20 protein-coding genes are annotated in these 24,298 nt (G+C 63.6%); 4 read left to right on the plus strand and 16 right to left on the minus strand.

Features of this window, described 5'->3' with window-relative positions; genetic code table 11:
• Window positions 1–96: 96 nt before the first annotated feature.
• The 15 genes from CCOS865_RS18920 to acs all read right to left on the minus strand — a co-directional run bounded on the left by CCOS865_RS18920 (window position 97) and on the right by acs (window position 18,916).
• Window positions 97–1,332 (minus strand): aspartate kinase, encoded by a 1,236-nt coding sequence (locus CCOS865_RS18920; RefSeq protein ID WP_119143626.1) that lies wholly within the window; start codon window positions 1,330–1,332, stop codon window positions 97–99.
• Window positions 1,333–1,417: 85 nt separating this feature from the next.
• Window positions 1,418–4,042 carry an alanine--tRNA ligase gene (alaS, locus tag CCOS865_RS18925; RefSeq protein ID WP_119143628.1) on the minus strand — a complete coding sequence of 875 codons (2,625 nt, stop codon included), beginning with the start codon at window positions 4,040–4,042 and terminating at the stop codon, window positions 1,418–1,420.
• Between the two features lie 342 nt (window positions 4,043–4,384).
• Window positions 4,385–5,392: a succinylglutamate desuccinylase gene (gene astE, locus CCOS865_RS18930; protein ID WP_119143630.1), complete on the minus strand. Its 1,008-nt coding sequence runs from the start codon at window positions 5,390–5,392 to the stop codon at window positions 4,385–4,387.
• 10 nt (window positions 5,393–5,402) lie between these two features.
• Window positions 5,403–5,696, minus strand: coding sequence for a topoisomerase II (locus CCOS865_RS18935; RefSeq protein ID WP_119143632.1), 294 nt, complete (start codon window positions 5,694–5,696; stop codon window positions 5,403–5,405).
• Between the two features lie 13 nt (window positions 5,697–5,709).
• Window positions 5,710–7,059, minus strand: a complete 1,350-nt coding sequence (gene astB / locus CCOS865_RS18940) for an N-succinylarginine dihydrolase (protein ID WP_119143634.1) — start codon at window positions 7,057–7,059, stop codon at window positions 5,710–5,712.
• 23 nt (window positions 7,060–7,082) lie between these two features.
• Window positions 7,083–8,546, minus strand: a complete 1,464-nt coding sequence (gene astD, locus CCOS865_RS18945; protein WP_119143636.1) for a succinylglutamate-semialdehyde dehydrogenase — start codon at window positions 8,544–8,546, stop codon at window positions 7,083–7,085.
• Window positions 8,543–9,574: an arginine N-succinyltransferase gene (gene astA / locus CCOS865_RS18950; RefSeq protein WP_119143638.1), complete on the minus strand. Its 1,032-nt coding sequence runs from the start codon at window positions 9,572–9,574 to the stop codon at window positions 8,543–8,545. Before astA ends, astD begins: the two co-directional genes overlap by 4 nt.
• Window positions 9,575–9,654: 80 nt before the next feature.
• Complete coding sequence (gene aruF / locus CCOS865_RS18955; protein WP_119143640.1) at window positions 9,655–10,674, minus strand: arginine/ornithine succinyltransferase subunit alpha; 1,020 nt, start codon at window positions 10,672–10,674, stop codon at window positions 9,655–9,657.
• A gap of 148 nt (window positions 10,675–10,822) precedes the next feature.
• Window positions 10,823–12,031 (minus strand): aspartate aminotransferase family protein, encoded by a 1,209-nt coding sequence (locus tag CCOS865_RS18960; protein ID WP_119143642.1) that lies wholly within the window; start codon window positions 12,029–12,031, stop codon window positions 10,823–10,825.
• A gap of 271 nt (window positions 12,032–12,302) precedes the next feature.
• Window positions 12,303–13,283 carry a transcriptional regulator ArgR gene (gene argR, locus CCOS865_RS18970; protein ID WP_119143644.1) on the minus strand — a complete coding sequence of 327 codons (981 nt, stop codon included), beginning with the start codon at window positions 13,281–13,283 and terminating at the stop codon, window positions 12,303–12,305.
• A gap of 99 nt (window positions 13,284–13,382) precedes the next feature.
• Window positions 13,383–14,147 carry an ABC transporter ATP-binding protein gene (locus CCOS865_RS18975; protein WP_119143645.1) on the minus strand — a complete coding sequence of 255 codons (765 nt, stop codon included), beginning with the start codon at window positions 14,145–14,147 and terminating at the stop codon, window positions 13,383–13,385.
• 22 nt (window positions 14,148–14,169) lie between these two features.
• Window positions 14,170–14,868: an ABC transporter permease gene (locus tag CCOS865_RS18980; protein ID WP_119143648.1), complete on the minus strand. Its 699-nt coding sequence runs from the start codon at window positions 14,866–14,868 to the stop codon at window positions 14,170–14,172.
• Window positions 14,865–15,554, minus strand: coding sequence for an ABC transporter permease (locus CCOS865_RS18985; protein WP_119143650.1), 690 nt, complete (start codon window positions 15,552–15,554; stop codon window positions 14,865–14,867). The genes CCOS865_RS18980 and CCOS865_RS18985 overlap by 4 nt, the downstream gene beginning before the upstream one ends.
• A gap of 91 nt (window positions 15,555–15,645) precedes the next feature.
• Complete coding sequence (locus CCOS865_RS18990; protein ID WP_119143652.1) at window positions 15,646–16,431, minus strand: ABC transporter substrate-binding protein; 786 nt, start codon at window positions 16,429–16,431, stop codon at window positions 15,646–15,648.
• 523 nt (window positions 16,432–16,954) lie between these two features.
• Entirely contained in the window at window positions 16,955–18,916 is a 1,962-nt protein-coding gene (gene acs / locus CCOS865_RS18995; protein WP_119143654.1) for an acetate--CoA ligase, read from the minus strand.
• Window positions 18,917–19,324: 408 nt separating this feature from the next.
• Here acs and CCOS865_RS19000 point away from each other — a divergent pair, with 408 nt between their 5' ends.
• Window positions 19,325–19,582: a DUF2790 domain-containing protein gene (locus tag CCOS865_RS19000; RefSeq protein ID WP_119143656.1), complete on the plus strand. Its 258-nt coding sequence runs from the start codon at window positions 19,325–19,327 to the stop codon at window positions 19,580–19,582.
• A gap of 83 nt (window positions 19,583–19,665) precedes the next feature.
• Here CCOS865_RS19000 and CCOS865_RS19005 read toward each other — a convergent pair whose 3' ends face one another.
• The gene (locus CCOS865_RS19005) at window positions 19,666–21,225 is read right to left on the minus strand and encodes a sigma-54-dependent transcriptional regulator (protein WP_119143658.1); all 1,560 of its coding nucleotides are present in this window, start codon (window positions 21,223–21,225) and stop codon (window positions 19,666–19,668) included.
• Between the two features lie 256 nt (window positions 21,226–21,481).
• On the opposite strand from CCOS865_RS19005, the gene phhA reads away from it, so the two are divergent.
• The 3 genes from phhA to CCOS865_RS19020 all read left to right on the plus strand — a co-directional run bounded on the left by phhA (window position 21,482) and on the right by CCOS865_RS19020 (window position 24,286).
• A complete protein-coding gene (phhA, locus tag CCOS865_RS19010; protein WP_119143659.1) occupies window positions 21,482–22,270 on the plus strand; it encodes a phenylalanine 4-monooxygenase in 789 nt (262 codons plus the stop codon).
• Window positions 22,271–22,309: 39 nt separating this feature from the next.
• Window positions 22,310–22,666, plus strand: coding sequence for a 4a-hydroxytetrahydrobiopterin dehydratase (locus CCOS865_RS19015; RefSeq protein ID WP_119143661.1), 357 nt, complete (start codon window positions 22,310–22,312; stop codon window positions 22,664–22,666).
• Window positions 22,667–23,086: 420 nt separating this feature from the next.
• Window positions 23,087–24,286 (plus strand): MFS transporter, encoded by a 1,200-nt coding sequence (locus CCOS865_RS19020; RefSeq protein WP_119143662.1) that lies wholly within the window; start codon window positions 23,087–23,089, stop codon window positions 24,284–24,286.
• The last annotated feature ends 12 nt before the right edge of the window (window positions 24,287–24,298 follow it).

A 24,298-nucleotide genomic window follows, 5' to 3' on the forward strand; every position in this document is an offset into this window, starting at 1 on the left:
GGGCCCGTATGGGCGCCGGAGGGTATAGGACAGGGTTACCCTCCGACGACCAGAAACGCGAAGGGCGCGGCAAGCCGCGCCCTTCGAGGCAGCGCCTTACTCGCCCTGTCGGGCAGGGGCGTCCAGCTCGAAGGCGGTGTGCAGGGCACGCACCGCCAGCTCCAGGTACTTCTCTTCGATGACCACCGAGACCTTGATCTCGGAGGTGGAGATCATCTGGATGTTGATGCTCTCCTTGGCCAGCGCTTCGAACATGCGGCTGGCAACGCCCGCATGGGAGCGCATGCCGACACCGACGATCGACACCTTGGCGATCTTGGTGTCGCCGATGACTTCACGGGCGCCGATTTCGCGTGCGGTGTTTTCCAGCACCTTGAGCGCCGCGTCGTACTCGTTGCGGTGCACGGTGAAGGTGAAGTCGGTGGTGTTATCGTGCGCGACGTTCTGCACGATCATGTCCACTTCGATGTTCGAGGCGCTGATCGGACCGAGGATCTTGAAGGCAACGCCCGGGGTATCCGGCACGCCGCGAATGGTCAGCTTGGCTTCATCACGGTTGAAGGCGATACCGGAAATGATCGGCTGTTCCATGGATTCCTCTTCATCAATGGTAATGAGGGTACCTGGACCCTCCTTGAAACTGTGCAGCACGCGCAGCGGTACGTTGTACTTGCCGGCGAACTCGACGGAACGGATCTGCAGCACCTTGGAACCGAGGCTGGCCATTTCCAGCATCTCTTCAAAGGTGATCTTCTCCAGGCGACGGGCCTGGGGCACCACGCGCGGGTCGGTGGTGTAGACACCGTCGACGTCGGTGTAGATCTGGCACTCGTCGGCCTTGAGCGCCGCCGCCAGGGCCACGCCGGTGGTGTCGGAGCCACCACGGCCGAGGGTGGTAATGCTGCCGTGCTCGTCGACACCCTGGAAACCGGCTACCACCACCACGCGACCTGCCTTGAGGTCGGCGCGGATCTTCTGGTCGTCGATCTGCAGGATGCGCGCCTTGTTGTGCGCGCTGTCGGTGAGGATGCGCACCTGGTTGCCGGTGTAGGACACCGCCGGTACGCCCCGCTTGATCAAGGCCATGGCCAGCAGGGCGATAGTCACCTGCTCGCCGGTCGAGACGATCACGTCCAGCTCACGCGGAACCGGCGTGTCAGTGATCTGCTTGGCCAGGTCGAGCAGGCGGTTGGTCTCGCCGCTCATGGCCGAGAGTACGACCACCAGGTCATCGCCTGACTCACGGAATTTCTTGATCTTGTCGGCAACCTGCTCGATCCGCTCGATGGAACCGACAGAGGTGCCGCCAAATTTCTGTACGATCAACGCCATTTCAAAGCTGCCTCTGCCCACGATGGGCACCCAATAAACAATCCAACATGAGATGGCCCGTGACTAGACCACGGGCCAACCCATCTCAAAGCCCCTGTTCGGCGAACGGCACAGCCAGGGCCAGGGCATTGTCCAGCGCGGCGACGTCGACGCCACCACCCTGGGCCATGTCCGGACGACCACCGCCCTTGCCGCCCACCGCCGCAGCGGCCTGCTTCATCAGATCGCCGGCCTTGAGTTGGCCGGAGAGGTCTTTGGTCACGCCAGCCACCAGCACGACCTTGCCCTCATGCTCGCTGCCCAGCAGGATCACTGCGTGGCCGAGCTTGTTCTTCAGTTGATCGACCAGGGCCAACAGGGCCTTGCCGTCCTGCCCATCCAGGCGCGCGGCAAGTACCTTGGCACCCTTGACCTCAACGGCCGCATTGGAGAGATCATCCCCGGCGGCGCTGGCGGCCTTGGCCTGCAGCTGTTCGAGCTGCTTCTCCAGCTGACGGTTGCGCTCGAGCACCGCCGACAGCTTGTCGATCAGGTTGTCACGGTTGCCCTTGACCAGTTGCGCAGCTTCCTTGACCTGCTCTTCGGCAGCGTTCAGGTACGCCAGCGCCGCAGCCCCGGTAACCGCTTCGATACGACGCACGCCAGAGGCCACGCCGCCTTCGCTGATGATCTTGAACAGGCTGATATCGCCGGTGCGCTTGGCATGGATGCCGCCGCACAGCTCGACCGAGAAATCGCCACCCATGCTCAGCACGCGCACGGTGTCGCCGTACTTCTCACCGAACAGCGCCATGGCGCCTTTGCGCTTGGCGGTTTCGATATCGGTTTCTTCGGTCACCACTTCAGTGTTCTTGCGCACTTCGCGGTTGACGATGTCTTCCAGGGCCTTGAGCTGCTCTGGCTTGACCGCCTCGAAGTGGCTGAAGTCAAAACGCAGGCGCTGGCTGTCGACCAGCGAGCCTTTCTGCTGGACGTGCTCGCCGAGCACCTGGCGCAGGGCTTCGTGCAGCAGGTGGGTGGCCGAGTGGTTCAGCGAGGTCGCGTGCTGGACCTCGGCATCGACCTTGGCTTCGACCTGGGCACCGACGCTCAGCGCGCCGCTGGCGACCACACCGTGGTGCAGGAATGCGCCAGCGGTCTTGGTGGTGTCACGCACGTCAAAGCGCACGCCGCCTGCCAGCAGGTAACCGGTGTCGCCGACCTGGCCGCCGGATTCGGCGTAGAACGGGGTACGGTCGAGGATCACCACGCCCTGCTCGCCTTCGCTCAGCTGCTCGACGGCCTGGCCGTCCTTGTACAGCCCAACGACCTTGGCCTGGCCTTCAGTGGCGCTGTAGCCGAGGAACTCGGTCGCGACGTCGACCTTGACCAGGCTGTTGTAGTCCATGCCGAAGGAACTGGCGGAACGCGCACGCTCACGCTGGGCGTCCATTTCGCGCTCGAAGCCTGCCTCGTCGATGGTCAGCTCGCGTTCGCGGGCGATGTCGGCGGTCAGGTCCATCGGGAAGCCGTAGGTGTCGTACAGCTTGAACACCACGTCGCCCGGAACGACTTTGCCCTGCAGCTGGGCGAGGTCCTGCTCGAGGATACGCAGGCCCTGCTCGAGGGTCTTGGCGAACTGCTCTTCTTCGCTCTTGAGCACGCGCTCGATGTGCGCCTGCTGGCTTTGCAGCTCAGGGAAGGCTTCGCCCATCTCGGCGGCCAGTGCGGCGACGATCTGGTAGAAGAAGCTGCCTTTGGCGCCCAGCTTGTTGCCGTGGCGGCAAGCGCGGCGGATGATCCGGCGCAGCACGTAGCCACGGCCTTCGTTGGACGGCAGCACGCCGTCGGCAATCAGGAAGCCGCACGAACGGATATGGTCGGCGACGACTTTCAGCGACGGCTGGGCGTCGTTGCTGCAACCGATAGCGGTGGCGGCGGCCGACAGCAGGTTCTGGAACAGGTCGATCTCGTAGTTCGAGTGCACGTGCTGCATCACCGCACTGATCCGCTCCAGGCCCATGCCGGTGTCGACCGACGGCGCTGGCAGCGGGTGCAGGACGCCATCGGCGGTGCGGTTGAACTGCATGAAGACGTTGTTCCAGATCTCGATGTAGCGGTCGCCGTCTTCTTCTGGCGAGCCGGGTGGGCCGCCCCAGATGTCGGCGCCGTGGTCGTAGAAGATCTCGGTGCACGGGCCGCACGGGCCGGTGTCGCCCATGGTCCAGAAGTTGTCGGAGGCGTACGGTGCGCCTTTGTTGTCGCCGATGCGGACCATGCGCTCGGCCGGCACGCCGACCTCTTTGGTCCAGATGTCATAGGCTTCGTCGTCACTGGCGTAGACGGTGACCCAGAGCTTTTCCTTGGGCAGGTTCAGCCACTGCTCGGAGGTCAGGAAGGTCCAGGCAAAGGTGATCGCGTCGCGCTTGAAATAGTCGCCGAAGCTGAAGTTACCCAGCATCTCGAAGAAGGTGTGGTGACGCGCGGTGTAGCCGACGTTTTCCAGGTCGTTGTGCTTGCCGCCGGCGCGGACGCACTTCTGGCTGCTGGTGGCGCGGGTGTAGGCGCGCTTTTCCTGGCCGAGGAAGCAGTCCTTGAACTGGTTCATGCCGGCATTGGTAAACAGCAGGGTCGGGTCATTGCCCGGAATCAGGGAGCTGGAGGCAACTCGGGTATGCCCCTGCTCCTCGAAGAAGCGAAGGAAGGCTTCACGGATTTCTGCGCTTTTCATAGGTTCTTCCACGGAAACGGCGGCCGTTAAGGCAAACGCGTCGAAACGACGGCAAAGGGCCGCATTATATCGGTCCTGCAATCTCGGTGCAGTGTGTTTATGCGCTGGAAAGCGGCGATCTGACGGAATTTCAGGTCAACGCGAGCGAATACATGACCGGGATGCTATGACGAGCCTTTGGCCAGTGGCAAGCCAATTACCGCTCAGGGGAAGGGAAAATGGAATAGCGAGTTAATTAAAAGGATTTCATCCCGGGTAGGATCCAAAACAGGGGCGCCCTTTTCGCGGCTGAACCCGCCCCCGCAGGAGCGGGTTTACCCGCGAAGAAGGCAACGCGGACGCTCAGCCCAACCGCTGTCCCGAGTCCGGCACGATCAAAATCCCCGCCCGCAGCCCGTTGCGCACCTTGGGGTTGGGGAAGATGATCCGCGCACCCTCCTCCTCGACCACCCAGCGCGTCTCGGCCAGGTCCTCGGCCAGCAGCGCGCCCTTGCTCAGCTCGGTAAAGTTCTCGATATCCGCCGGCAAGTGCAGGCGGAAGTGATCACTGTGCTTGATGATCTCGCGCGCCACGCTGAACAGCTGCAAGCCATCGAGCGTATCGTCGGCCGCTGGCTCGTTGCCCTCGATGATCTGCCGCAGGCGCGTTTCCAGCCTGTCGAGATTGACCTGCTCGTTCTGCCCGAACGGCCGCGCCTTGCCCAACTCCAGGGTGAACGCCTCAGCGTCGAGCTGCTCGTAGGTGAACGCACTGAAAGTGATCGACGGTTTGCTCTGCAGCAGCACCGCCTCCATGCCCGCCTCGCGCAAGCGCACCAGCTCGCGACGCGAGTGCTGGCGGCCTTCCTTGTAGGGGTAAAGGGCGAACTGCTCGATCTTCGAACCGCGGATCGCGGTATGCAGGTCGTAGTGCAGGCGGTCGCGCCCCGGCACCTTGAAAAAGGTTTCGGCGAATTTCTCCAGTACCGCTGCACGCTGGGCCTCGGGACCACTCGCCTGCTCATGGCGGCCATTGAACAGGCGGTTGATATCCTGCTCGATGTAGCGCTCACCTTTACGGATCGCTTCAGGGTTGCCAAACAGGAACAGGACCCTGCTCCTCGGCTTGATCTCGCCACTGGCGACACCGTGCAAGAGCTTTTCAAGGAGCTCGATCGGCGCCGTCTCGTTGCCATGGATACCGGCAGACAGCAACAGGTCCAGGCCGTTGTCCTTGCCCTCGGGCGGGCTGACCTCGAGCGCCCCCTCGCCACGCCAGCGCAGTCGCACACCCTCGACCGTCACTTGCGTCTGCTGGGCGGGCTCACGGCCGGCCAAGGTGAGTTCAAGCAATTTGCCGAGGGCGAGCATAGACGCTTCCTTAGTGGTGGTGACCGCAATCAGGACCGTGGACGTGATCATCATCGTCGTCGCCGAGCTCAGCCGGCTCCATTTCCAGCTGCAGGCTGACCAGGTTGGTGGCCATCGGGCGCAGCAGCAGGTTGGCGAACTCGGCATCGCCTTCGGCGACATCGACGCCGATCAGCAGCTGGCCGCGGCCGTCCTGCTGGATCCACACCTCTTTACCTTGCCAGACCACCGCGAAACGGGTGCAGGAGGTTTCCAGCTGGGTACCATCTTCATCTTCCAGGATCAGGCGCAGGGCGTCGGACATTACAATTCTCTCTTCAAGGTTGGCGTTGGAACGGATAGACCGAACCCAACGTAAGGATCTGAGTCAGGTCATCCAGGGCCGTACGGCATTCGTCCAGCAGTTGCGGGTCGGCCAGGTCCGCATCGCTCATGCGATCACGGTAGTGCCGGTCGACCCACTGGACTAGGGTGTCGTACAGCGACGGCGACATGATAACGCCTGGATTGACCGCTGCCAGTTCACTTTCCTTCAGGGCCACGCGCAACCGCAGGCAAGCCGGGCCGCCGCCGTTCTGCATGCTCTGCTTGAGGTCGAACACCTTGACCTCCTTGACCGGGCCACCCTGGGTGGTCAGTTGGCCGAGGTAATTCCACACCCGCTCGTTGTTGCGGCACTCTTCCGGGACCACCAGCAGCATCGAGCCATCAGCGCGCGACAGCAACTGGCTGTTGAACAGGTAGGAGCGCACCGCGTCCTCGACCGCCACCGCGGCACGCGGCACACGGATCGCCTGGAAGTTGCCGCCCTTGCTGGCCAGTTTAGCCTGCAGCTGGGCAAGCACCGCGTCGGTCTCGAGGAAGGCGTCTTCGTGATAGAACAGCACCTCGCCGTTACCCACCGAAATCACGTCATTGTGGAACACGCCCTGGTCGATCACGGCCGGGTTCTGTTGAGCGTAGACCACGCCATCGTCGCTCAGGCCATGCAAACGGGCCACGGCCTGGGAGGCCTCGAGCGTCTGCCGCGCCGGGTACTTCTGGGGCGCCGGATAGCGGCTGTCGAACGCGCTGCGGCCATACACGAAAAACTCCACGCCCGGCTCACCGTAGGCACGGCAGAAGCGCGTGTGGTTGGCCGCGCCTTCGTCGCCGAACTGGGCCACCGCCGGCAGCGCCTGGTGGTGGGCGAACACCTGCTCATCGGCGAACATCGCCGCCAGCACGCGGCTGGTGGTCGGGTGCTCGATGCTGCGGTGGTACTTGCAGTTGAGGTTGGCGGCGGTGAAATGCACACGGCCATCGGCGGTGTCGGCACTCGGACTGACGGTGGCCGCGTTGGCCACCCACATGCTCGACGCCGAGCAACTGGCGACCAGCAATGGCATGGCCTCCTTGGCGGCGCGGCGAATCACTTCGGCATCGCTGCCACTGAAGCCCAGGCGACGCAGGGCGGCGACGTCCGGACGCTCCTGCGGGGCGAGCACGCCCTGCTTGAAGCCCAGGTCGCTCAGCGCCTTCATCTTGGCCAGGCCCTGGCGCGCCGCTTCACGCGGGTTGGAGCATTGCTGGCTATTGCTCTGCGAGGCCACGTTGCCGTACGACAAGCCGCCGTAGTTGTGGGTCGGCCCCACCAGGCCATCAAAATTCACTTCGTAGGATTTCATCGGCTAGGCTCCGAGACCGTTTGTTATAGGGTGACGCCCGGCGTCAATGTCGCCGGCAGGGCAAGGCTGGCGGTCTCCAGCGAAGCCACGGGGTACGCACAGTAGTCCGCCGCGTAATAGGCACTGGCGCGATGGTTGCCACTGGCGCCGACGCCACCGAACGGCGCGCTGCTGGCGGCGCCGGTGAGCTGTTTGTTCCAGTTGACGATGCCGGCACGGCTGCGCAGCCAGAAGTACTGGTAGCGGGCGCGCGAGTCGGACAGCAGGCCCGCGGCAAGGCCGTACTGGGTCGCGTTGGCCTCGTCGATGGCGGCGTCGAAGTCGCTGTAGCGGATGACCTGCAGCAGCGGGCCGAACAGCTCTTCGTCCGGCCGCTCGGCGACGCCAGTGACATCCAGGATGCCCGGGGTCAGCAACGCGGCGCCGGCCTGCGGCTGGGTCATTGCCAGCAGCGCCGTAGCACCGTTGCCGAGCAGCGCCTGCTGTGCGTCGAGCAATGCCTGGGCGGCCTCCAGCGAGATCACCGAGCCCATGAACGGCGCGGGCTGTTGATCGAAAGCACCGACCGTGATGCTGCGGCACACCTCGACCAGGCGGGTCAGCAGCGCGTCACCCCAGTCGCCCTGGGGCACCAGCAGGCGGCGGGCACAGGTGCAGCGCTGGCCCGCAGAGATGAACGCCGACTGGATAATGGTGTAGACCGCCGCATCGAGGTCCTTGACCTGGTCGACCAGCAGCGGGTTGTTGCCGCCCATTTCCAAGGCCAGGATCTTGTCCGGGCGCCCGGCGAACTGCTGGTGCAGGAGGTTGCCGGTGCGGCTCGAGCCGGTAAAGAACAGGCCATCGATGCCGGGGTTGGCAGCCAGCGCCACACCCGTCTCGCGCGCGCCCTGGAGCAGGTTGAGCACACCCGCTGGCAAGCCGGCGGCGATCCAGCATTTGACGGTCAGCTCGGCGACCTTGGGCGTCAGCTCGCTGGGTTTGAACACCACGCAGTTGCCCGCCAGCAACGCCGGCACGATGTGCCCGTTGGGCAAATGGCCGGGGAAGTTGTACGGGCCGAACACCGCCACCACGCCATGCGGCTTGTGCCGCAGCACAGCGGTCGCATCCGCCAGCGGGCCGCTCTTTTCGCCGGTGCGCTCACGGTAGCTCTGCACCGAGATCGCCACTTTGTTGATCATGCTGGTGACTTCGGTGGCCGACTCCCACAGTGGCTTGCCGGTTTCTTCGCCGATGCAGCGCGCCAGGTCGTCGGCATTCGCCTTGAGCTGGTCGGCAAACGCCTCGAGCGATGCGATGCGCGCATCCAGGCTCAGCTGCGCCCAGCCCGGGAAGGCCCGGCGCGCTGCCTGCACGGCGGCCTCGACCTGGCTGGCGTCAGCGCCCTGGCCCTGCCAGAGCACGGCCTGGCTGACCGGGTTCAACGACTGCAGGGGCTCGCCCTGCCCCGCGTGCCAGTGCCCGGCGATGTAGTGCGTGGTCATTGCTGGGCCTCCCGGCTGGCAGACAGCGGCACCGCACGCACATGGTCGCCGACGCCCAGGCGCAGGCGCTTGGCGGTGGCCGGATCGACCACCAGGGTACCGGCGGCCAGGCGTGCGGGCGCAGCGGTAATGCGGCAGTCGTCGCGCTTGCGGTTGTGGATCAGGTAAGGCGTGGCGTCGTCGCCTGGGGTGCCGACGGCCAGCACCAAGGTCTGGCTTTCGCGCACGGCGCGGATCTTCGCGGTCTCGCACTCGATGGCCGGGCCGGCGTCGAAGATGTCGACATAGCCTTGATAGTTGAAGCCTTCGCGCTCGAGCATCGCCAGGGCCGGCTCAGTGTCGACGTGCACCCGGCCGATGACCTCGCGCGCCGCCTCGGACAAGAAGCAGGTGTACAGCGGGAACTTGGGCATCAGCTCGGCAATGAACGACTTGTTGCCGACGCCGGTCAGGTAGTCGGCCTGGCTGAACTCCATCTTGAAGAAGTGCCGCCCCAGGCACTCCCAGAACGGCGAGCGGCCGGCGGCGTCGGAGATCCCGCGCATCTCGGCGATGACCTTCTTGCCGAACAGCTCGGGGAACTCGGCAATGAACAGCATCCGCGCCTTGGACAGCAGGCGGCCATTGAGGCCACTGCGGTGGTCGCTACGCAGGAACAGCGAGCACAGCTCGGAGTTGCCAGTCAGGTCGTTGGCGAGGAACAGCGTGGGGATCTCGCGGTAGATGTTCAGCTCTTGCGAAGCGCTGACGGTCAGGCCGACCCGGTAGTTGTACCAAGGCTCGCGCAGGCCGACGGCGCCGGCGATGGCACTGATGCCGACCACCAGGCCTTCATCGTTCTCCAGCACGAACAGGTAGTCGGTGTCGCCACGCCCGGCTTCGCCGCTAAAGCTCTTCTCGGCCCAGCGCACGCGCTGGGCCAGGCGCTCTTCGTTGGCCGGCAAGGTAGTCAGCCCGGTAGTGCCGGTGCTGCGCGCCAATTCGATCAGCGCAGGTAAATCGCTGCTGCGTACAGGACGAACGATCATGCTATCTCCTTGTGCGGCGGTCTGTGCCTGCCGCGAAACACTGTTCCGGGTCGCTGGCCCTGGCTATCCGGCCACGGGCATCAAACGGCGACCAGGCGCACGCTTGCACCTTCACCGACACCCAGGGCATCGGCCGCTTCGCTGCTCAGGCTGACCGGCTTGCCCGGCACCCAATCCAGCTCCAGCAGTACTGCGCGGTAGTCCTGCAGCTGGCCATTGCACACCAGGTACGGACGCCCGCCTTTGACCGGCGTGTCTTCGAGCTTGGCCGGCACTACCCGGCTCTGGGCGATCGAGCGGATGCCCGAAGCGCGCGCATGCAGGGTCGGGCCGCCGTCGAAGATGTCGATGTAGTGCTCGGTCTCGAAGCCTTCGCGCATGAGGATGTCGAAGGTGATCTGCGCCCGCGGGTGGACCTGGCCCATGGCTTCCTGGGCTTCGTCCGGCAGCAGCGGCACGTAGATCGGGTAGTGCGGCATCAGTTCGGCCAGAAAGGTCCGGCTCTTCAGGCCACACAGCCGTTCGGCCTCGGCATAGTTGAGGTCGAAGAAGTTGCGGCCGATCGCGTCCCAGAACGGCGACTCGCCCCGCTCGTCGCTGTAGCCAACTATTTCGGTCACCACCGAGTCGGCGAAGCGCTCGGGATGGGCGGCCATGAACAGCAGGCGACCGCGCGAATTGAGCTCGGCCAGGCCGCTGCCGACCAGTTCGGGCAGGACGTAGAAGCTGGTCAGCAGGCTGTTGCCGGTGAGGTCGTGGCACAGCGACAGGACGTGGATCTTGTTGTGGATCTTCAGCTCGCGCGAGGCGTGCACGAAGGTCTCGTTGCGAAAGCTGTAGAACGGCTCGGAGTACCCCGCCGAGGCGACGATCGCCGAGCAGCCGGCCAGCTTGCCGGTCACGCTGTCTTCGAGCACGAAGAAGTAGCTCTCTTCGCCATTGAAGCTGACTTCGGCGGCAAACGAGGTTTCCGACGCGGCGATCTTGTCGCCCAGACGCGCAGCGTCATCAGGCAGCGAAGTGACACCTACGGGGCTGTCCGCAGCCATGCGCTGCACTTCATTCAGGTCAGCCATTTGCGCGGGGCGCATTACCAGCATGGTGTCACTCCTTTCGGGTATACGGCCGCACGGTTTCGGCACGGAAAAACGGCGGGTGCACCCTTGCAGAAACGCACCCGCGCTGGAATTCAGGTATCGCCGACCAGGCCAGGATCAACCCCTGGCCGGCGACAGGACCGCAGGGCTGTCAGCCCTGGATCAGGGTGGCCACGGCGCGCTCGAAGCGGTCCAGGCCTTCATCGATGTCGGCGTCCTCGACCACCAGGCTCGGCGCGAAACGCACGACGTCCGGGCCCGCCTGGAGCACCATCAGGCCTTCTTTTTCAGCGGCATTGAGCACGTCCTTGGCCTTGCCTTTCCAGGCATCGGTCAGCACGCAGCCGATCAACAGGCCCACACCACGCACCTGGCTGAACAGCTCGATCTTCTCCAGGCGTGCCTTGAAGCGCGCGTGCTTGGCCTTGATCCCGGCGAGGGTTTCAGGGGTGTTGATCACGTCCAGCACCGCGCAGGCGACCGCGCAGCCCAGCGGGTTACCGCCATAGGTGGTGCCGTGGGTACCGGCGACCAGGTGCTTGGCGAGGTCATCGGTGGTCAGCATGGCGCCGATCGGGAAGCCGCCGCCCAGGCTCTTGGCGCTGGTCAGGATGTCCGGGGTCACGCCGTAGTGCTGGTAGGCGTACAGCGAGCCGGTACGGCCAACGCCGGTCTGCACTTCGTCGAAGATCAGCAGGGCGTTGTGCTCGTCGCACAGCTTGCGTGCGCCTTCGAGGTAGGCCAGGTCGGCCGGGACCACCCCGCTCTCGCCCTGGATCGGCTCGATCACCACGGCGCAGGTCTTGTCGGAGATCTGCGCCTTGAGCGCTTCCAGGTCGTTGTACGGCACATGGCTGATGCCGGCGATCTTCGGGCCGAAACCGTCGGAGTACTTGGGCTGGCCACCGACGTTGACGGTGAACAGGGTACGCCCGTGGAAGCTGTTCACGGTGGCGATGATTTCGTGCTTGTCAGGGCCGAAGCGGTCATGCGCGACGCGACGGGCCAGCTTGAAGGCGGCCTCGTTGGACTCGGCGCCGGAGTTGCAGAAGAACGCCTTGTCGGCAAAGGTCGCGTCCACCAGCTTGTGTGCCAGGCGCAAGGCTGGCTCGTTGGTGAACACATTGGACACGTGCCAGAGGGTATTGGCCTGCTCGGTCAGGGCCTTGACCAGTGCCGGGTGGCAATGGCCGAGGGCGTTTACCGCGATGCCACCGGCGAAGTCGATCAGCTCGCGACCCGACTGGTCCCACACGCGGGAGCCCTCGCCGCGCACAGGAATGAACGCCGCCGGGGAGTAGTTGGGAACCATGACCTGGTCGAAATCGGCACGTTGCACCGGGGCTTGCTCAACGGACATCTGAGTCTCCTGAAGCGGAACGCTGGCCTGGAAGTGGCGAGCGATGGGGGGATTGTAAGGACTGATCGGCGCCTGTCCTTGCGGCCAAGCGACAACTTGTTACAGCGCAAAACCCTGTTTAGCCCAGGCTTTCGGCAATGCGACAAACAGTGTCGCAATCGCGCAGTGTAAAGGAGGCAAGGAGTGCCGGGGAGAGGCCAGCGCTAAATGGGTGAACAGGTGTTCACCCCTTCGCCCGCGGGTGCGTGGGATCAGCCCCGGCGAGGCGCTGTCAGCCGCGCTCGGCAGGCGCCGGGCTGAGCTCGAACGGGCTGTTGCTGCGGCGCTGGTTGCGGTCTTCGCGCGGGGTGGCGCCAAAGAAGTTGCGGTAGGCGCTGGAGAAGTGCGGCCCGGACGAAAACCCGCACGACAAGCCGATCTGGATGATCGACTTGCTGGTCTGCATGAGCATCTGCCGCGCCTTGTTCAGGCGCAGCTCAAGGTAATACTGGCTGGGCACGCGGTTGAGGTATTGCTTGAAGATCCGCTCGAGCTGCCGACGCGAGACACACACATGCTGGGCGATCTCGTCGGTGGTGAGCGGCTCTTCGATGTTGGCCTCCATCAACAGCACTGCCTGGGTCAGCTTCGGATGGCTGGAGCCGAGGCGGTTCTGCAGGGGAATGCGCTGACGCTCGCCACCCTCGCGGATGCGCTCGACCACCAGTTCCTCGGACACCGCCCCCGCCAGCTCGGCACCATGATCGCGCGCCAGCACCGCCAGCAGCAGGTCGGTCACGGCCATGCCACCGCAGGCGGTCAGGCGGTCGCGGTCCCAGTCGAACAGATGGCTGGTGGCGATCACCTTGGGGAAGCGCTCGCCGAAATCATCCTGCCAGCGCCAATGCACCGCCGCCCGATAGCCATCGAGCAAGCCGAGCAGGGCCAGTGGATACACCCCAGCGGACAAGGCGCCGATCATGCAACCACTGCGGGCCAGTTGCTTGAGGCTGCTGGACAGCGCGGCAGTGACGGCCTGGGGTGGCTCGTCGGCCAGCAGGAAGAGCTTCTGGAAGCCCTCCAGGCGACCGTTCCAGGCTTCGCCCGGCAAACGCCAGCCCACCTGCTCGCTGGGTTCGGCCTGGAGAAACGCCAGTTCGTAGACGACCTCCGGATGCACCCGCTGAGCCACCTGCAATGCTTCCTCGGCCAACGCCAAGGTCAACGGCTTGGTGCTGGGCCAGATGAGAAATCCGATTCGCTGGGTGGTCATAGGGCGTGGTCCGAAACCTGAGGTGATTCGAGTCAGTGGCGCCGGGTCAGGCTGCGCTCGCTGCGCAGCATGCCCTATTCTGGTGCAAAGGTGCAGCCTTTACTTCAGGCTGCCGGAGAGAAACTGCTTGAGCCGCTCCGATTGCGGATTGACCAGCACTTCACGCGGGTCGCCGCGCTCCTCGACCACGCCCTTGTGGAGGAACACCAGCTGGTTGGAGACTTCACGGGCAAAGCCCATTTCATGCGTCACCACGACCATGGTTCGGCCTTCCTGGGCCAGCGCCTGCATGACCTTGAGGACGTCGCCGACCAGCTCCGGGTCGAGCGCCGAGGTCGGCTCGTCGAACAGCATCACTTCCGGCTCCATGGCCAGTGCCCGGGCAATCGCCACGCGCTGCTGCTCACCGCCGGACATGTGCCCCGGGTAGGCATCCTTGCGGTGGGCGACGCCGACCTTGTTCAGGTAGTGCTCGGCTTTTTCCAGCGCCTCCTTCTTGCTCATGCCCAGCACGTGCACCGGCGCTTCGATGATGTTTTCCAGAGCGGTCATGTGCGCCCACAGGTTGAAGTGCTGGAACACCATCGACAGGCGCGAACGCATGCGCTGCAACTGGCGCGGGTCGGCGGCCTTGAGCGCGCCCTCCTTGCCGGCCACCAGCTTGAGCTCCTCGTTGTTGAGGAGGATCTTGCCGGCATGCGGCTGCTCGAGCAGGTTGATGCAGCGCAGGAAGGTCGATTTGCCCGAACCACTGGAGCCGATGATGCTGATCACATCGCCTGCCTTGGCAGCCAGGGACACGCCCTTGAGTACTTCATGGCTGCCATAGCGCTTGTGCAGGTCTTGGACTTCGAGTTTGTACATACTGTCGGTTCTCACAGAGCGGTCAGTGCTTGCGCGGCGCCAGGTAGCCGAGCCAGCGGCGTTCGGCCATCTTGAACAGGCGCACGAGGATGAAGGTCAGGCACAGGTAAAACACGCCCGCCGTGATATAGGCCTCGAAAGGCAGGTAGTACTGGGCATTGACCGTGCGCGCGGCACCGGTGATGTCGATCAGGGTGACGATCGACGCCAGGCTGGTGGTCTGCAGCATCATGATCACTTCGTTGCTGTACTGCGGCAGCGCCCGGCGCATGGCCGAGGGCAGCAGGATGCGCCGGTACATCTTGAAGCGCGACATGCCCATTGCCTTGGCCGCCTCGATCTCGCCATGCGGCGTGGCCTTGAGGCTGCCGGCGATGATTTCTGCGGTGTAGGCACTGGTGTTGACGGCGAACGCCAGGCAGGCGCAGAAGGTCGCACTCGACAGCCACGGCCAGAAGATGCTCTCGCGCACGGCCTCGAACTGGGCCAGCCCGTAGTAGATCAGGAACAGCTGCACCAGCATCGGCGTACCGCGGATGACATAGGTGTAGAGCCAGGCGCTGATGTTCACCAGCGGCTGCTTGGAGACCCGCATCAGGCCCAGCGGCACCGCCGCCAGCAAGCCGAACAGCAGCGAAAACGCGAGCAGCTTGAGGGTGGTCAGCAGGCCACCGAGGTACAGCGGCAGCGCTTCCCAGATGACGTTGTAGTCAAAGATCATAGTTCAGCCGCCTTGACGCCTACCGAGTAGCGCTTCTCGAGATACTTCAACGCCAGCAGCGAGACACTGGTGAGCACCAGGTACAACGCCGCCACCGCCAGGAAGAAGGTGAAGGGTTCGCGGGTGGCATCGGCCGCCTGCTTGGCCTTGAACATCATGTCCTGCAGGCCGACGACAGAAATCAGCGCCGTGGCCTTGGTCAACACCAGCCAGTTGTTGGTGAAGCCCGGGATCGCCAGGCGGATCATCTGCGGCACCATCACCCGGAAGAACACCTGCCGGCTGCTCATGCCATAGGCCATACCCGCCTCGGCCTGGCCCTTGGGAATGCCCAGGAAGGCCCCACGGAAGGTTTCCGACAGGTAGGCGCCAAAGATGAACCCGAGCGTACCGATACCCGCCACCAACGGATTGAGGTCGATGTAATCATCGTAGCCGAGCAACGGCGCCAGCCGGTTGAGCAGGTCCTGGCCGCCATAGAAGATCAGCAGGATCAGCACCAGATCCGGAATGCCGCGGATCACCGTGGCGTACATATCGCCCAGCCAGGCCAGCCAGCGTACCGGCGACAGGCGTAGCGCCACGCCGATCAGGCCAAGGACGATGGCCAGGGCCATCGACGACAGGGCGAGCTGCAGCGTCAGCCACGCCCCATCGAGGATGACTGCCCCGTAGCCTTTCAACATGATTGGGATTCCTCAGACCTTGGGAATGAAAAATGGTGCAAACCTCAGAGCCTCTGCTGTTTGCACCATTGCACAGGTGACGCTCGACGTCTTACTTGGCTTCAGGGCCGTAGATGTCGAAATTGAAGTACTTGTCCTGGATCTGCTTGTACGTGCCATTGGCGCGGATCGCGGCGATGGCGGCGTTGATCCGCTCGGCGTTTTCCGTGTCGCCCTTGCGCACGGCGATGCCGATGCCGTCGCCGAAGTACTTGGCGTCGGTGAAGGCCGGGCCTACAAAGGCGAAGCCCTTGCCGGCGTCGGTCTTCAGGAAGCCGTCTTCCAGCAGCGTAGCGTCAGCCACGGTGCCGTCCAGGCGGCCGGCAGCGACGTCCAGGTAGATTTCGTTCTGGGTGCCGTACGGCACGACGGTGGCGCCTTGCGGGGCCAGCACTTCGTTGGCGAAACGGTTGTGGATCGAACCGCGCTGAACACCGATCTTCTTGCCCTTGAGCTCAGCCAGCGAGTCGCTGACCGTGGCGCCCTGCTTCATCACCAGGCGGGCCGGAGTCAGGTAGTAGCGGTTGGTGAAGTCGACCGACTTCTTGCGGTCATCGGTGATCGACATGGACGACAGGATAGCGTCGATCTTGCGCACCTTGAGGGCCGGGATCAGGCCGTCGAACTCTTGCTCGACCCAGGTGCACTTGGCCTTCATCTCTGCGCACAGGGCGTTGCCGATGTCGTAGTCGAAGCCGGCGATGCTGCCATCGGGCTGCTTGAAGGCGAACGGTGGGTAGGCGGCTTCAATACCGATTTTCAGCGGCTTTACATCAGCGTGCGATACCAGGGAAAACACGGACAGCGCCAGGGCGCCAAGCAGTGCAAGCTTCTTCATCAGGTAACTCCATCGGTACGGGGCAATACAAGGCAGGGGTAACAGCTGCCCGAATGCGAATGGGTACAACGCGAGCCGCGCAGGGTATCGACCAATGTCGCAGACCACGAGCGAGTGACTGGCATTCTAGCGAGAGCCCGTTAGTCGATATTTCTTCAAAGCGACAACTAGTTATAGAAGCGCTTGAAACCGCGGCGGGCGATATTGACAGCTCTCGCTCATTATGCAAGAGCCAAAGGAAAAACAACCTGTAAGCAAAGCAATAAGTGCGCCTATTATTGGCAAAGCCTTGTATTCCGGCAAGTGTAGCGTGACGCAGCGCACGCGATGGGTGCGAAAACGCCCGATTTTTGCGCCTTGATGTTTCTGAGTGCCCCATTGTTGCGCGCAGGCGTGACAGAAAACGGTTACCGATGAATGTCGAGGTAACTGTCGAGGTAACAGAATGCAAGAACCCCGCCGTTGCGTGGCGGGGTTCGCTGATGGGCCTGCAAGCCGGGGCCGTCGGGCGGCCCCGGCAGGGTCAGGCCGAGGCCAGGTTCATCTGCTTGTGGGTATCGATCAGGTGCTGCACCACGCCTGGGTCGGCCAGCGTCGAGATATCCCCCAGCGCGCCATACTCGGCCGTGGCGATCTTGCGCAGGATGCGCCGCATGATCTTGCCCGAACGGGTCTTGGGCAGGCCAGGCGCCCACTGGATGACATCCGGCGAGGCGATCGGGCCGATCTCCTTGCGCACCCAGTTTTTCAGCTCCAGGCGCAGCTGCTCGCTCGGCTCGACACCGGAAATGAGCGTCACATAGACGTAGATGCCCTGCCCCTTGATGTCGTGCGGGACCCCGACCACGGCAGCCTCGGCGACCTTGGCATGGGCGACCATCGCGCTTTCGATCTCGGCGGTACCCATGCGGTGACCGGACACGTTGAGCACGTCATCCACGCGACCGGTGATCCAGTAGTAGCCGTCTTCGTCGCGACGCGCACCGTCACCGGTGAAGTACATGCCGCGGAAGGTCTTGAAGTAGGTGTCGACGAAACGGTCATGGTCGCCGTACAGCGAACGCGACTGGCCTGGCCACGAATCGAGGATCACCAGGTTGCCCTCGGCGGCCCCCTCGATGAGGTTGCCCAGGTTGTCGACCAGCGCCGGCACCACACCAAAGAACGGCCGCGTCGCCGAGCCTGGCTTGAGGGCGGTGGCGCCAGGCAGCGGGCTGATCAGGATGCCGCCGGTTTCGGTCTGCCACCAGGTGTCGACGATCGGGCAGCGCGACTTGCCGACCGCCTGGTGGTACCAGTTCCACGCTTCAGGGTTGATCGGCTCACCCACCGAACCCAACAGGCGCAGGCTGGAACCGTCGGCACCGGCCACGGCGGCCTGCCCTTCGGCCATCATCGCGCGGATCGCGGTCGGCGCGGTGTAGAGGATATTGACCTTGTGCTTGTCGATGATCTTCGACACGCGGGTGATGTCCGGGTAGTTCGGCACGCCCTCGAACAGCACGGTGGTGGCGCCATTGGCCAGCGGGCCGTAGACGATGTAGCTGTGGCCGGTGACCCAGCCGACGTCGGCGGTGCACCAGTAGACTTCACCCGGGCGGTAGTCGAACACCCGCTCATGGGTCAGCGCGGCGTACACCATGTAGCCGCCGGTGGTGTGCAGCACGCCCTTGGGCTTGCCGGTGGAGCCGGAGGTGTAGAGGATGAACAGCGCTTCTTCGGCGCCCATTTCCTTCGGCGCGCAGTGACTGGAGGCAACCTTCATCAGGTCTTCGAACCAGATGTCGCGGTGCTGGTGCCAGGCGATCTCGCCACCGGTGCGCTTGCACACGATGATCTTCTGCACGCTGCTGGTTTCCGGGTTGGTCAGCGCCAGGTCGACGTTGCCCTTGAGCGGGGTACGCTTGCCGCCCCGCACGCCTTCGTCGGCGGTGATGACGATCTTCGACTTGCAGTCGATGATGCGCCCGGCCAGGGCCTCGGGCGAGAAGCCGCCGAACACCACCGAGTGGATCGCGCCGATCCGCGCACAGGCCAGCATGGCGACCACGGCTTCGGGGATCATCGGCATGTAGATCGTCACCACGTCGCCGCGGTGCACATCCTGGCCGCGCAAGGCGTTGGCGAACTTGCAGACCTGCTCGTGCAGCTCGCGGTAGGTGATGTTGCGGCTTTCGGAAGGGTCATCGCCTTCCCAGATGATCGCTACCTGGTCACCGCGCGTTTCGAGGTGACGGTCCAGGCAGTTGTAGGACACGTTGAGGGTACCGTCGGCAAACCACTTGATGTCGACATGGTGGTCGTCGAAGGAGGTCTGCTTGACCTTGGTGAACGGCTTGATCCAGTCCAGGCGCTGGGCCTGCTCGCGCCAGAAGCCGTCGGGGTTGATCACCGACTGCTGGTACATGGCCTTGTAGGTGGCCTCGTCGGTCAGGGTAGTGGCCGCAACCTCGGGACGAACGGGATACAGTGGAGCCGCACTCATCTGTGTTACCTCGGTGTAATAGTTGTTTTTGTATGGGAACGTTTGTAACTGTACCAGAGCGCCAATGGCCATTCGACGTTGGTAGTAGCACACCCCTGCGCAACCCGAGCGATTTTGCGCGACCGCTCTAGTCCGCGCGACGCCGGCAATTAGCCAGCAACCTGAAAGTAGCCTGCCGGGGATTGTTACAGATTCTGTCAACAGTCTTTATCAAAACCCGCTCTGTTTCAGCCAGGGGCCGAGGCCTAGAATTCATCTCGCCAACAACGGCAAAGCGATTAACTTCTGGTAACAGCCCCCACGAAGGCAAGCGTTAATCCCTCTCACTGCGAAAGTTTAAAACCCGTTGTACACGCGGCGTGATGAACGCCGCGCGCCCTCTCTCGACCTTAGACAGGTAAATAGAACATGAAAGCGTTACTGGCATTGGTACTTGGCGGTCTTTGCAGCGCGGCGATGGCCGGCGAAGTTGCAAACGATGTCGAGCAGATTCCGGTGGAACCGTACAGCTACTCGCAACACCTGGACATTGCCCGCGTGCTGTCCATGAGCGAAGTGCCCAACGTCTGCGAAGTGGTACCCGCACGCATGACCTATGAAGATTCCAAAGGCCAGAAGCACATTCTCGAATACCGCGTGATGGGCAACGGTTGCTCTAACGGTTAAGCGTGGCGAACTGGGGCCCCTGCGGGGCCCTTTCGCGACACAAGGCCGCTCCCACAGGGGCAGCAGTATTTATTAAAGTGCCATTAATCACCTGTTTTATTTAGCGAATATTCGCGCAACTTGTTGGCAATCGTTGTATGCGACACACCCAGTCGTTTACCGAGCGCCCGACTACTGGGAAACTCCGCCACCAGCGATTCCAATACGGCTTTTTCAAACCGCCCGACAATTTGCGAAAGTTCACCTTCCAGGGAAAACTCGCCCAACGGTTGGCGCACACCATAATCCGGCAACCGGATATGTTCGCTCTTCACCACCCCGCCTTCACACAATGAAACTGCCTGGAACAATACGTTTTCCAATTGGCGAACATTGCCCGGCCAATGATAGTGCGCGAGTTTATCCATTGCCGCCGGCGCCAGCCGCGGTAACGGGCAACCGATCTGCCGGCTGGCCTGGTCGAGAAAGTGCTGCACCAGCCCTTCCAGGCCGTCCATGCATTCGCGCAGGGGCGGAATATGCAGCGACAGCACATTCAGCCGGTGATACAGGTCCTGACGGAACTCACCCCGGGCGCACAGCTCGGACAAGTCGACCTGGGTCGCGCAGATCACCCGCACATCCAGGTACACCTCCTCGTCACTACCCACCCGCCGAAAACAGCCATCCTGCAGGAAGCGCAGCAGCTTGACCTGCAGCCGCGGGCTCATCTCCGCCACGCCGTCGAGAAACAACGTGCCGCCCGCCGTCAGCTCCAGCAGCCCGAGCTTGCCTTCAGCGCGCGCACCCTCGAAGGCACCCGGGCCGTAGCCGAACAGCTCGGTCTCGGCCATCGACTCCGGCAGCCCGGCGCAATTGAGCGCCATCAGCGGCGCCTGGCCGCGCGGGCTGGCCAGGTGACAGGCACGCGCCAGCAGCTCCTTGCCGGTGCCGGTTTCGCCCTCGATCAGCAGCGGCGCATCCAGCGGCGCCATGCGCCGCGCCTCGCGGACCACCGCCGCCATCACTTTCGAGCTCTGGAAGATGCTGTCGAAGCCGCGCAGCTCCTGCTTGCGCACGTTATAGATGCGCTCGCCGATGCGGTCGGCGCGGTGCAGGGTCAGCACTGCCCCGGCCAGCGCCTCGCTCTCGTCGTGCTCGGACTGCAACGGCGCGATGTCGGCGAGAAACACGTCACCCTTGACCTTGATGCGCAGGCCGTTGATCCGCGACTTGTTGGCCCGCACCAGCTCGGGCAGGTCAAAGTCTTCGACGTAGCGCGCCAGCGGCAGACCCGGCACTTCGTCGACCCGCACCCCGAGCAACTGCGCCGCCGCTCGGTTGGCAGCGACGATGCTGCCGCCCATGTCGACCGACAGCACCGGAAACTCCAGCGCGCCGAGCAAGGCGTTGAGCTCCATATGCCGACGCTCACTGGGCATCAGCCCTACCCGCTTGACGCCAAATACCCCGGCAATCGCCTCGAACTTCGGCCGTAGCGCCTGGAACTGCAGGTTCACCAGGTTCGGGCAATGCAGGTAGATGGCATTGCCGTGGTCACCCCCAACCTCGCCGCGCAACACGTTGATGCCGTACTCCACGAGCAGGTTGAGGATGTCTCGAAGAATGCCGATGCGGTTCTGGCAATGCACTTTGATACGCATGGAGAGCTCTCTAAGCGGCCAGATTTTTCATCGGCACGCGGAAAAGTCGTAAAGATAAGCTGACAGAAAACGGCAATAGGTCGGCTTGATCTGCGTGATTTTCCTGGAGATACCCTGTTTTGTAAAATTTACGTTACGAAAACAGCGTGCGGGCCCCTCTGAAAACGCCTCACACCCCGTGCAAAGCCAACGCCGAGGGGATATTTCTTAGCCATGTCGCGATCAAAACAATAAAGCCCTTCACCAGGAGAGCCGCATGAAACAGACGCACTACGTGGCACGCGAGCCCGATGCGCACGGTTTTATCGATTACCCGCAAGCGGAACATGCGGTCTGGAACACCCTGATCACCCGCCAGCTGAAAGTGATCGAGGGCCGCGCCTGCCAGGAATACCTGGACGGCATCGAGCAGCTCAAGCTGCCGCACGAGCGCATCCCGCAGCTTGGCGAGGTCAACAAGGTGCTGGGGGCCACCACCGGCTGGCAGGTCGCCCGGGTACCCGCGCTGATCCCCTTCCAGACCTTTTTCGAGTTGCTCGCCAGCAAGCGCTTCCCGGTCGCCACCTTTATTCGCACGCCCGAGGAGCTGGACTACCTGCAGGAGCCGGACATCTTCCACGAGATCTTTGGCCACTGCCCGCTGCTGACCAACCCGTGGTTCGCCGAATTCACCCACACTTATGGCAAGCTCGGCCTGGCCGCGACCAAGGAACAGCGTGTGTACCTGGCGCGCCTGTACTGGATGACCATCGAGTTCGGCCTGATGGACACGCCGCAGGGTCGGCGGATCTATGGCGGCGGCATCCTCTCGTCACCCAAGGAAACCGTCTACAGCCTGTCCGACGCGCCCGAGCACCAGGCGTTCGACCCGGTCGAAGCGATGCGCACGCCGTACCGCATCGACATCCTGCAGCCGGTGTACTTCGTCCTGCCGAACCTCAAGCGCCTGTTCGACCTCGCCCACGAAGACATCATGGCGATGGTCCAGCAGGGCATGCAGCTCGGCCTGCACGCACCGAAGTTTCCACCCAAGGTCGCGGCCTGAGCCGCCTTGACGATAACAACTCAAATCGGAATGACACCCATGAATGCCTTGAACCAAGCTCACTGCGAAGCCTGCCGCGCCGATGCGCCGAAAGTCAGCGACGATGAACTGGCGCAGTTGATCCGCGAGATCCCCGACTGGAACATCGAAACCCGTGACGGGCACATGGAGCTCGAGCGGGTGTTCCTGTTCAAGAACTTCAAGCACGCGCTGGCGTTCACCAACGCGGTTGGCGAAATTGCCGAGGCTGAAGGCCATCACCCAGGCCTGCTGACCGAGTGGGGCAAGGTCACCGTGACCTGGTGGAGCCACTCGATCAAGGGCCTGCACCGCAACGACTTCATCATGTGCGCGCGCACCGACAAGGTTGCCGAAACCGCCGAAGGCCGCAAGTAAACCCCGCCGCCAGCCGATCGCGGGCTAGCCCCGCGATTGCTCTCCAGCCCCGCCCCGTCCGGTATCCGCCCGCAAAACCGACAACTGACAGCCGAAAAGTTCAAACTGTCATGCAGACTGCTGTATCCTGCCCAAGCTTTTTAAAAGCCACGAACGCGCCTGGCGCAGCCTTTTCACTCACACTTGCGAGGAACGACGAGATGCATGAAATCCCGAATCTTCCCTTCCCAAGCTTGAACCCAGAAGAGCACACCGTTGCCGCTCACTCCGAACCGACGCCTGCCGTCGAGGATGGCGACGATACATCCAGCGCTGATCAGGAATAACCGCGCACGACAGTGTGAAAACGGCTGACTCACGGGAACTCCCACGTCATCGCGTTTTCACACCGTCCAGACCCCCTGCCCACGAAGCCCTTCAATGCCCGACTCACCGCGCCCCCTTGCGGTCACCCTGCAAGTCGTCTCGATCGTCCTGTTCACCTTTATCGGCTACCTGAACATCGGCATCCCCCTGGCCGTGCTACCTGGCTACGTGCACAACGAGCTGGGCTTCAGCGCCGTCGTCGCGGGCCTGGTGATCAGCGTGCAGTACCTCGCCACCCTGCTCAGCCGCCCCACCGCCAGCCGCATCATCGACAACCTCGGCAGCAAGAAGGCCGTCATGTATGGCCTGCTCGGCTGCGGCATGAGTGGCGTGTTCATGCTTGCCTGCGCCTTCCTCAGCCACCTGCCCTGGCTGAGCCTGAGCTGCCTGCTGATCGGCCGCCTGGTGCTCGGCAGCGCCGAAAGCCTGGTCGGCTCCGGCTCGATTGGCTGGGGGATCGGCCGGGTTGGCGCGCAAAACACGGCCAAGGTGATCTCCTGGAACGGCATTGCCAGCTATGGCGCACTGGCCGTCGGCGCACCGCTCGGGGTGCTGATGGTCAAGCAGTGGGGGCTGTGGAGCATGGGCGTGAGCATCATCCTGCTGGCTGTCATCGGCCTGCTGCTGGCCTGGCCCAAGCGTGCAGCGCCGATCGTCAGCGGCGTGCGCCTGCCGTTCCTGCAGGTGCTGGGCAAGGTCTTGCCGCATGGGTCCGGGCTGGCCCTGGGGTCGATCGGCTTTGGCACCATCGCCACGTTTATCACCCTGTACTACGCCAGCCGGGATTGGCCGAGCGCTGCACTGACGCTGAGCCTGTTCGGCGCCAGCTTCATCTGTGCACGGTTGCTGTTCGGCAACCTGATCAACCGGATTGGCGGGTTTCGCGTGGCGATCGTCTGCCTGTCAGTGGAGACGCTGGGGCTGCTGATGCTGTGGCAGGCACCGACTGCGGAGATTGCCCTGGCCGGGGCGGCATTGAGCGGCTTCGGTTTCTCGCTGGTGTTTCCGGCGCTGGGCGTGGAAGCGGTGAACCAGGTGTCGGCAGCCAACCGCGGGGCGGCGGTGGGGGCGTATTCGCTGTTCATCGATCTGTCGCTGGGGATCACCGGGCCGCTGGTGGGTGCGGTGGCATCGGGTTTTGGCTTCGCGTCGATGTTCCTGTTTGCCGCGGCGGCGTCGTGTTGCGGGCTGGTGCTGAGCCTGTACCTGTATCGCCAGGCGCGCCGATTGCGCGACGCACCGCGACCTGGCTGAAGATCTGCGCGG

The sequence above is a fragment of the Pseudomonas reidholzensis genome (assembly GCF_900536025.1).
Classification (GTDB): Bacteria; Pseudomonadota; Gammaproteobacteria; order Pseudomonadales; family Pseudomonadaceae; genus Aquipseudomonas; species Aquipseudomonas reidholzensis.

What these genes read in the sequence shown, in the direction of transcription:
- CCOS865_RS18935 (WP_119143632.1), bottom strand. Translation starts at nt 5,696, where the DNA reads ATGTCCGACGCCCTGCGCCTGATCCTGGAAGATGAAGATGGTACCCAG.
- astB (WP_119143634.1), bottom strand. Translation starts at nt 7,059, where the DNA reads ATGAAATCCTACGAAGTGAATTTTGATGGCCTGGTGGGGCCGACCCAC.
- CCOS865_RS18990 (WP_119143652.1), bottom strand. Translation starts at nt 16,431, where the DNA reads ATGAAGAAGCTTGCACTGCTTGGCGCCCTGGCGCTGTCCGTGTTTTCC.
- CCOS865_RS19020 (WP_119143662.1), top strand. Translation starts at nt 23,087, where the DNA reads ATGCCCGACTCACCGCGCCCCCTTGCGGTCACCCTGCAAGTCGTCTCG.
- CCOS865_RS19005 (WP_119143658.1), bottom strand. Translation starts at nt 21,225, where the DNA reads ATGCGTATCAAAGTGCATTGCCAGAACCGCATCGGCATTCTTCGAGAC.
- CCOS865_RS18975 (WP_119143645.1), bottom strand. Translation starts at nt 14,147, where the DNA reads ATGTACAAACTCGAAGTCCAAGACCTGCACAAGCGCTATGGCAGCCAT.
- CCOS865_RS18980 (WP_119143648.1), bottom strand. Translation starts at nt 14,868, where the DNA reads ATGATCTTTGACTACAACGTCATCTGGGAAGCGCTGCCGCTGTACCTC.
- alaS (WP_119143628.1), bottom strand. Translation starts at nt 4,042, where the DNA reads ATGAAAAGCGCAGAAATCCGTGAAGCCTTCCTTCGCTTCTTCGAGGAG.
- CCOS865_RS19000 (WP_119143656.1), top strand. Translation starts at nt 19,325, where the DNA reads ATGAAAGCGTTACTGGCATTGGTACTTGGCGGTCTTTGCAGCGCGGCG.
- argR (WP_119143644.1), bottom strand. Translation starts at nt 13,283, where the DNA reads ATGACCACCCAGCGAATCGGATTTCTCATCTGGCCCAGCACCAAGCCG.
- aruF (WP_119143640.1), bottom strand. Translation starts at nt 10,674, where the DNA reads ATGCTGGTAATGCGCCCCGCGCAAATGGCTGACCTGAATGAAGTGCAG.
- CCOS865_RS18985 (WP_119143650.1), bottom strand. Translation starts at nt 15,554, where the DNA reads ATGTTGAAAGGCTACGGGGCAGTCATCCTCGATGGGGCGTGGCTGACG.
- astA (WP_119143638.1), bottom strand. Translation starts at nt 9,574, where the DNA reads ATGATCGTTCGTCCTGTACGCAGCAGCGATTTACCTGCGCTGATCGAA.
- CCOS865_RS18920 (WP_119143626.1), bottom strand. Translation starts at nt 1,332, where the DNA reads ATGGCGTTGATCGTACAGAAATTTGGCGGCACCTCTGTCGGTTCCATC.
- astE (WP_119143630.1), bottom strand. Translation starts at nt 5,392, where the DNA reads ATGCTCGCCCTCGGCAAATTGCTTGAACTCACCTTGGCCGGCCGTGAG.
- CCOS865_RS18960 (WP_119143642.1), bottom strand. Translation starts at nt 12,031, where the DNA reads ATGTCCGTTGAGCAAGCCCCGGTGCAACGTGCCGATTTCGACCAGGTC.
- astD (WP_119143636.1), bottom strand. Translation starts at nt 8,546, where the DNA reads ATGACCACGCACTACATCGCCGGGCACTGGCACGCGGGGCAGGGCGAG.
- acs (WP_119143654.1), bottom strand. Translation starts at nt 18,916, where the DNA reads ATGAGTGCGGCTCCACTGTATCCCGTTCGTCCCGAGGTTGCGGCCACT.
- phhA (WP_119143659.1), top strand. Translation starts at nt 21,482, where the DNA reads ATGAAACAGACGCACTACGTGGCACGCGAGCCCGATGCGCACGGTTTT.
- CCOS865_RS19015 (WP_119143661.1), top strand. Translation starts at nt 22,310, where the DNA reads ATGAATGCCTTGAACCAAGCTCACTGCGAAGCCTGCCGCGCCGATGCG.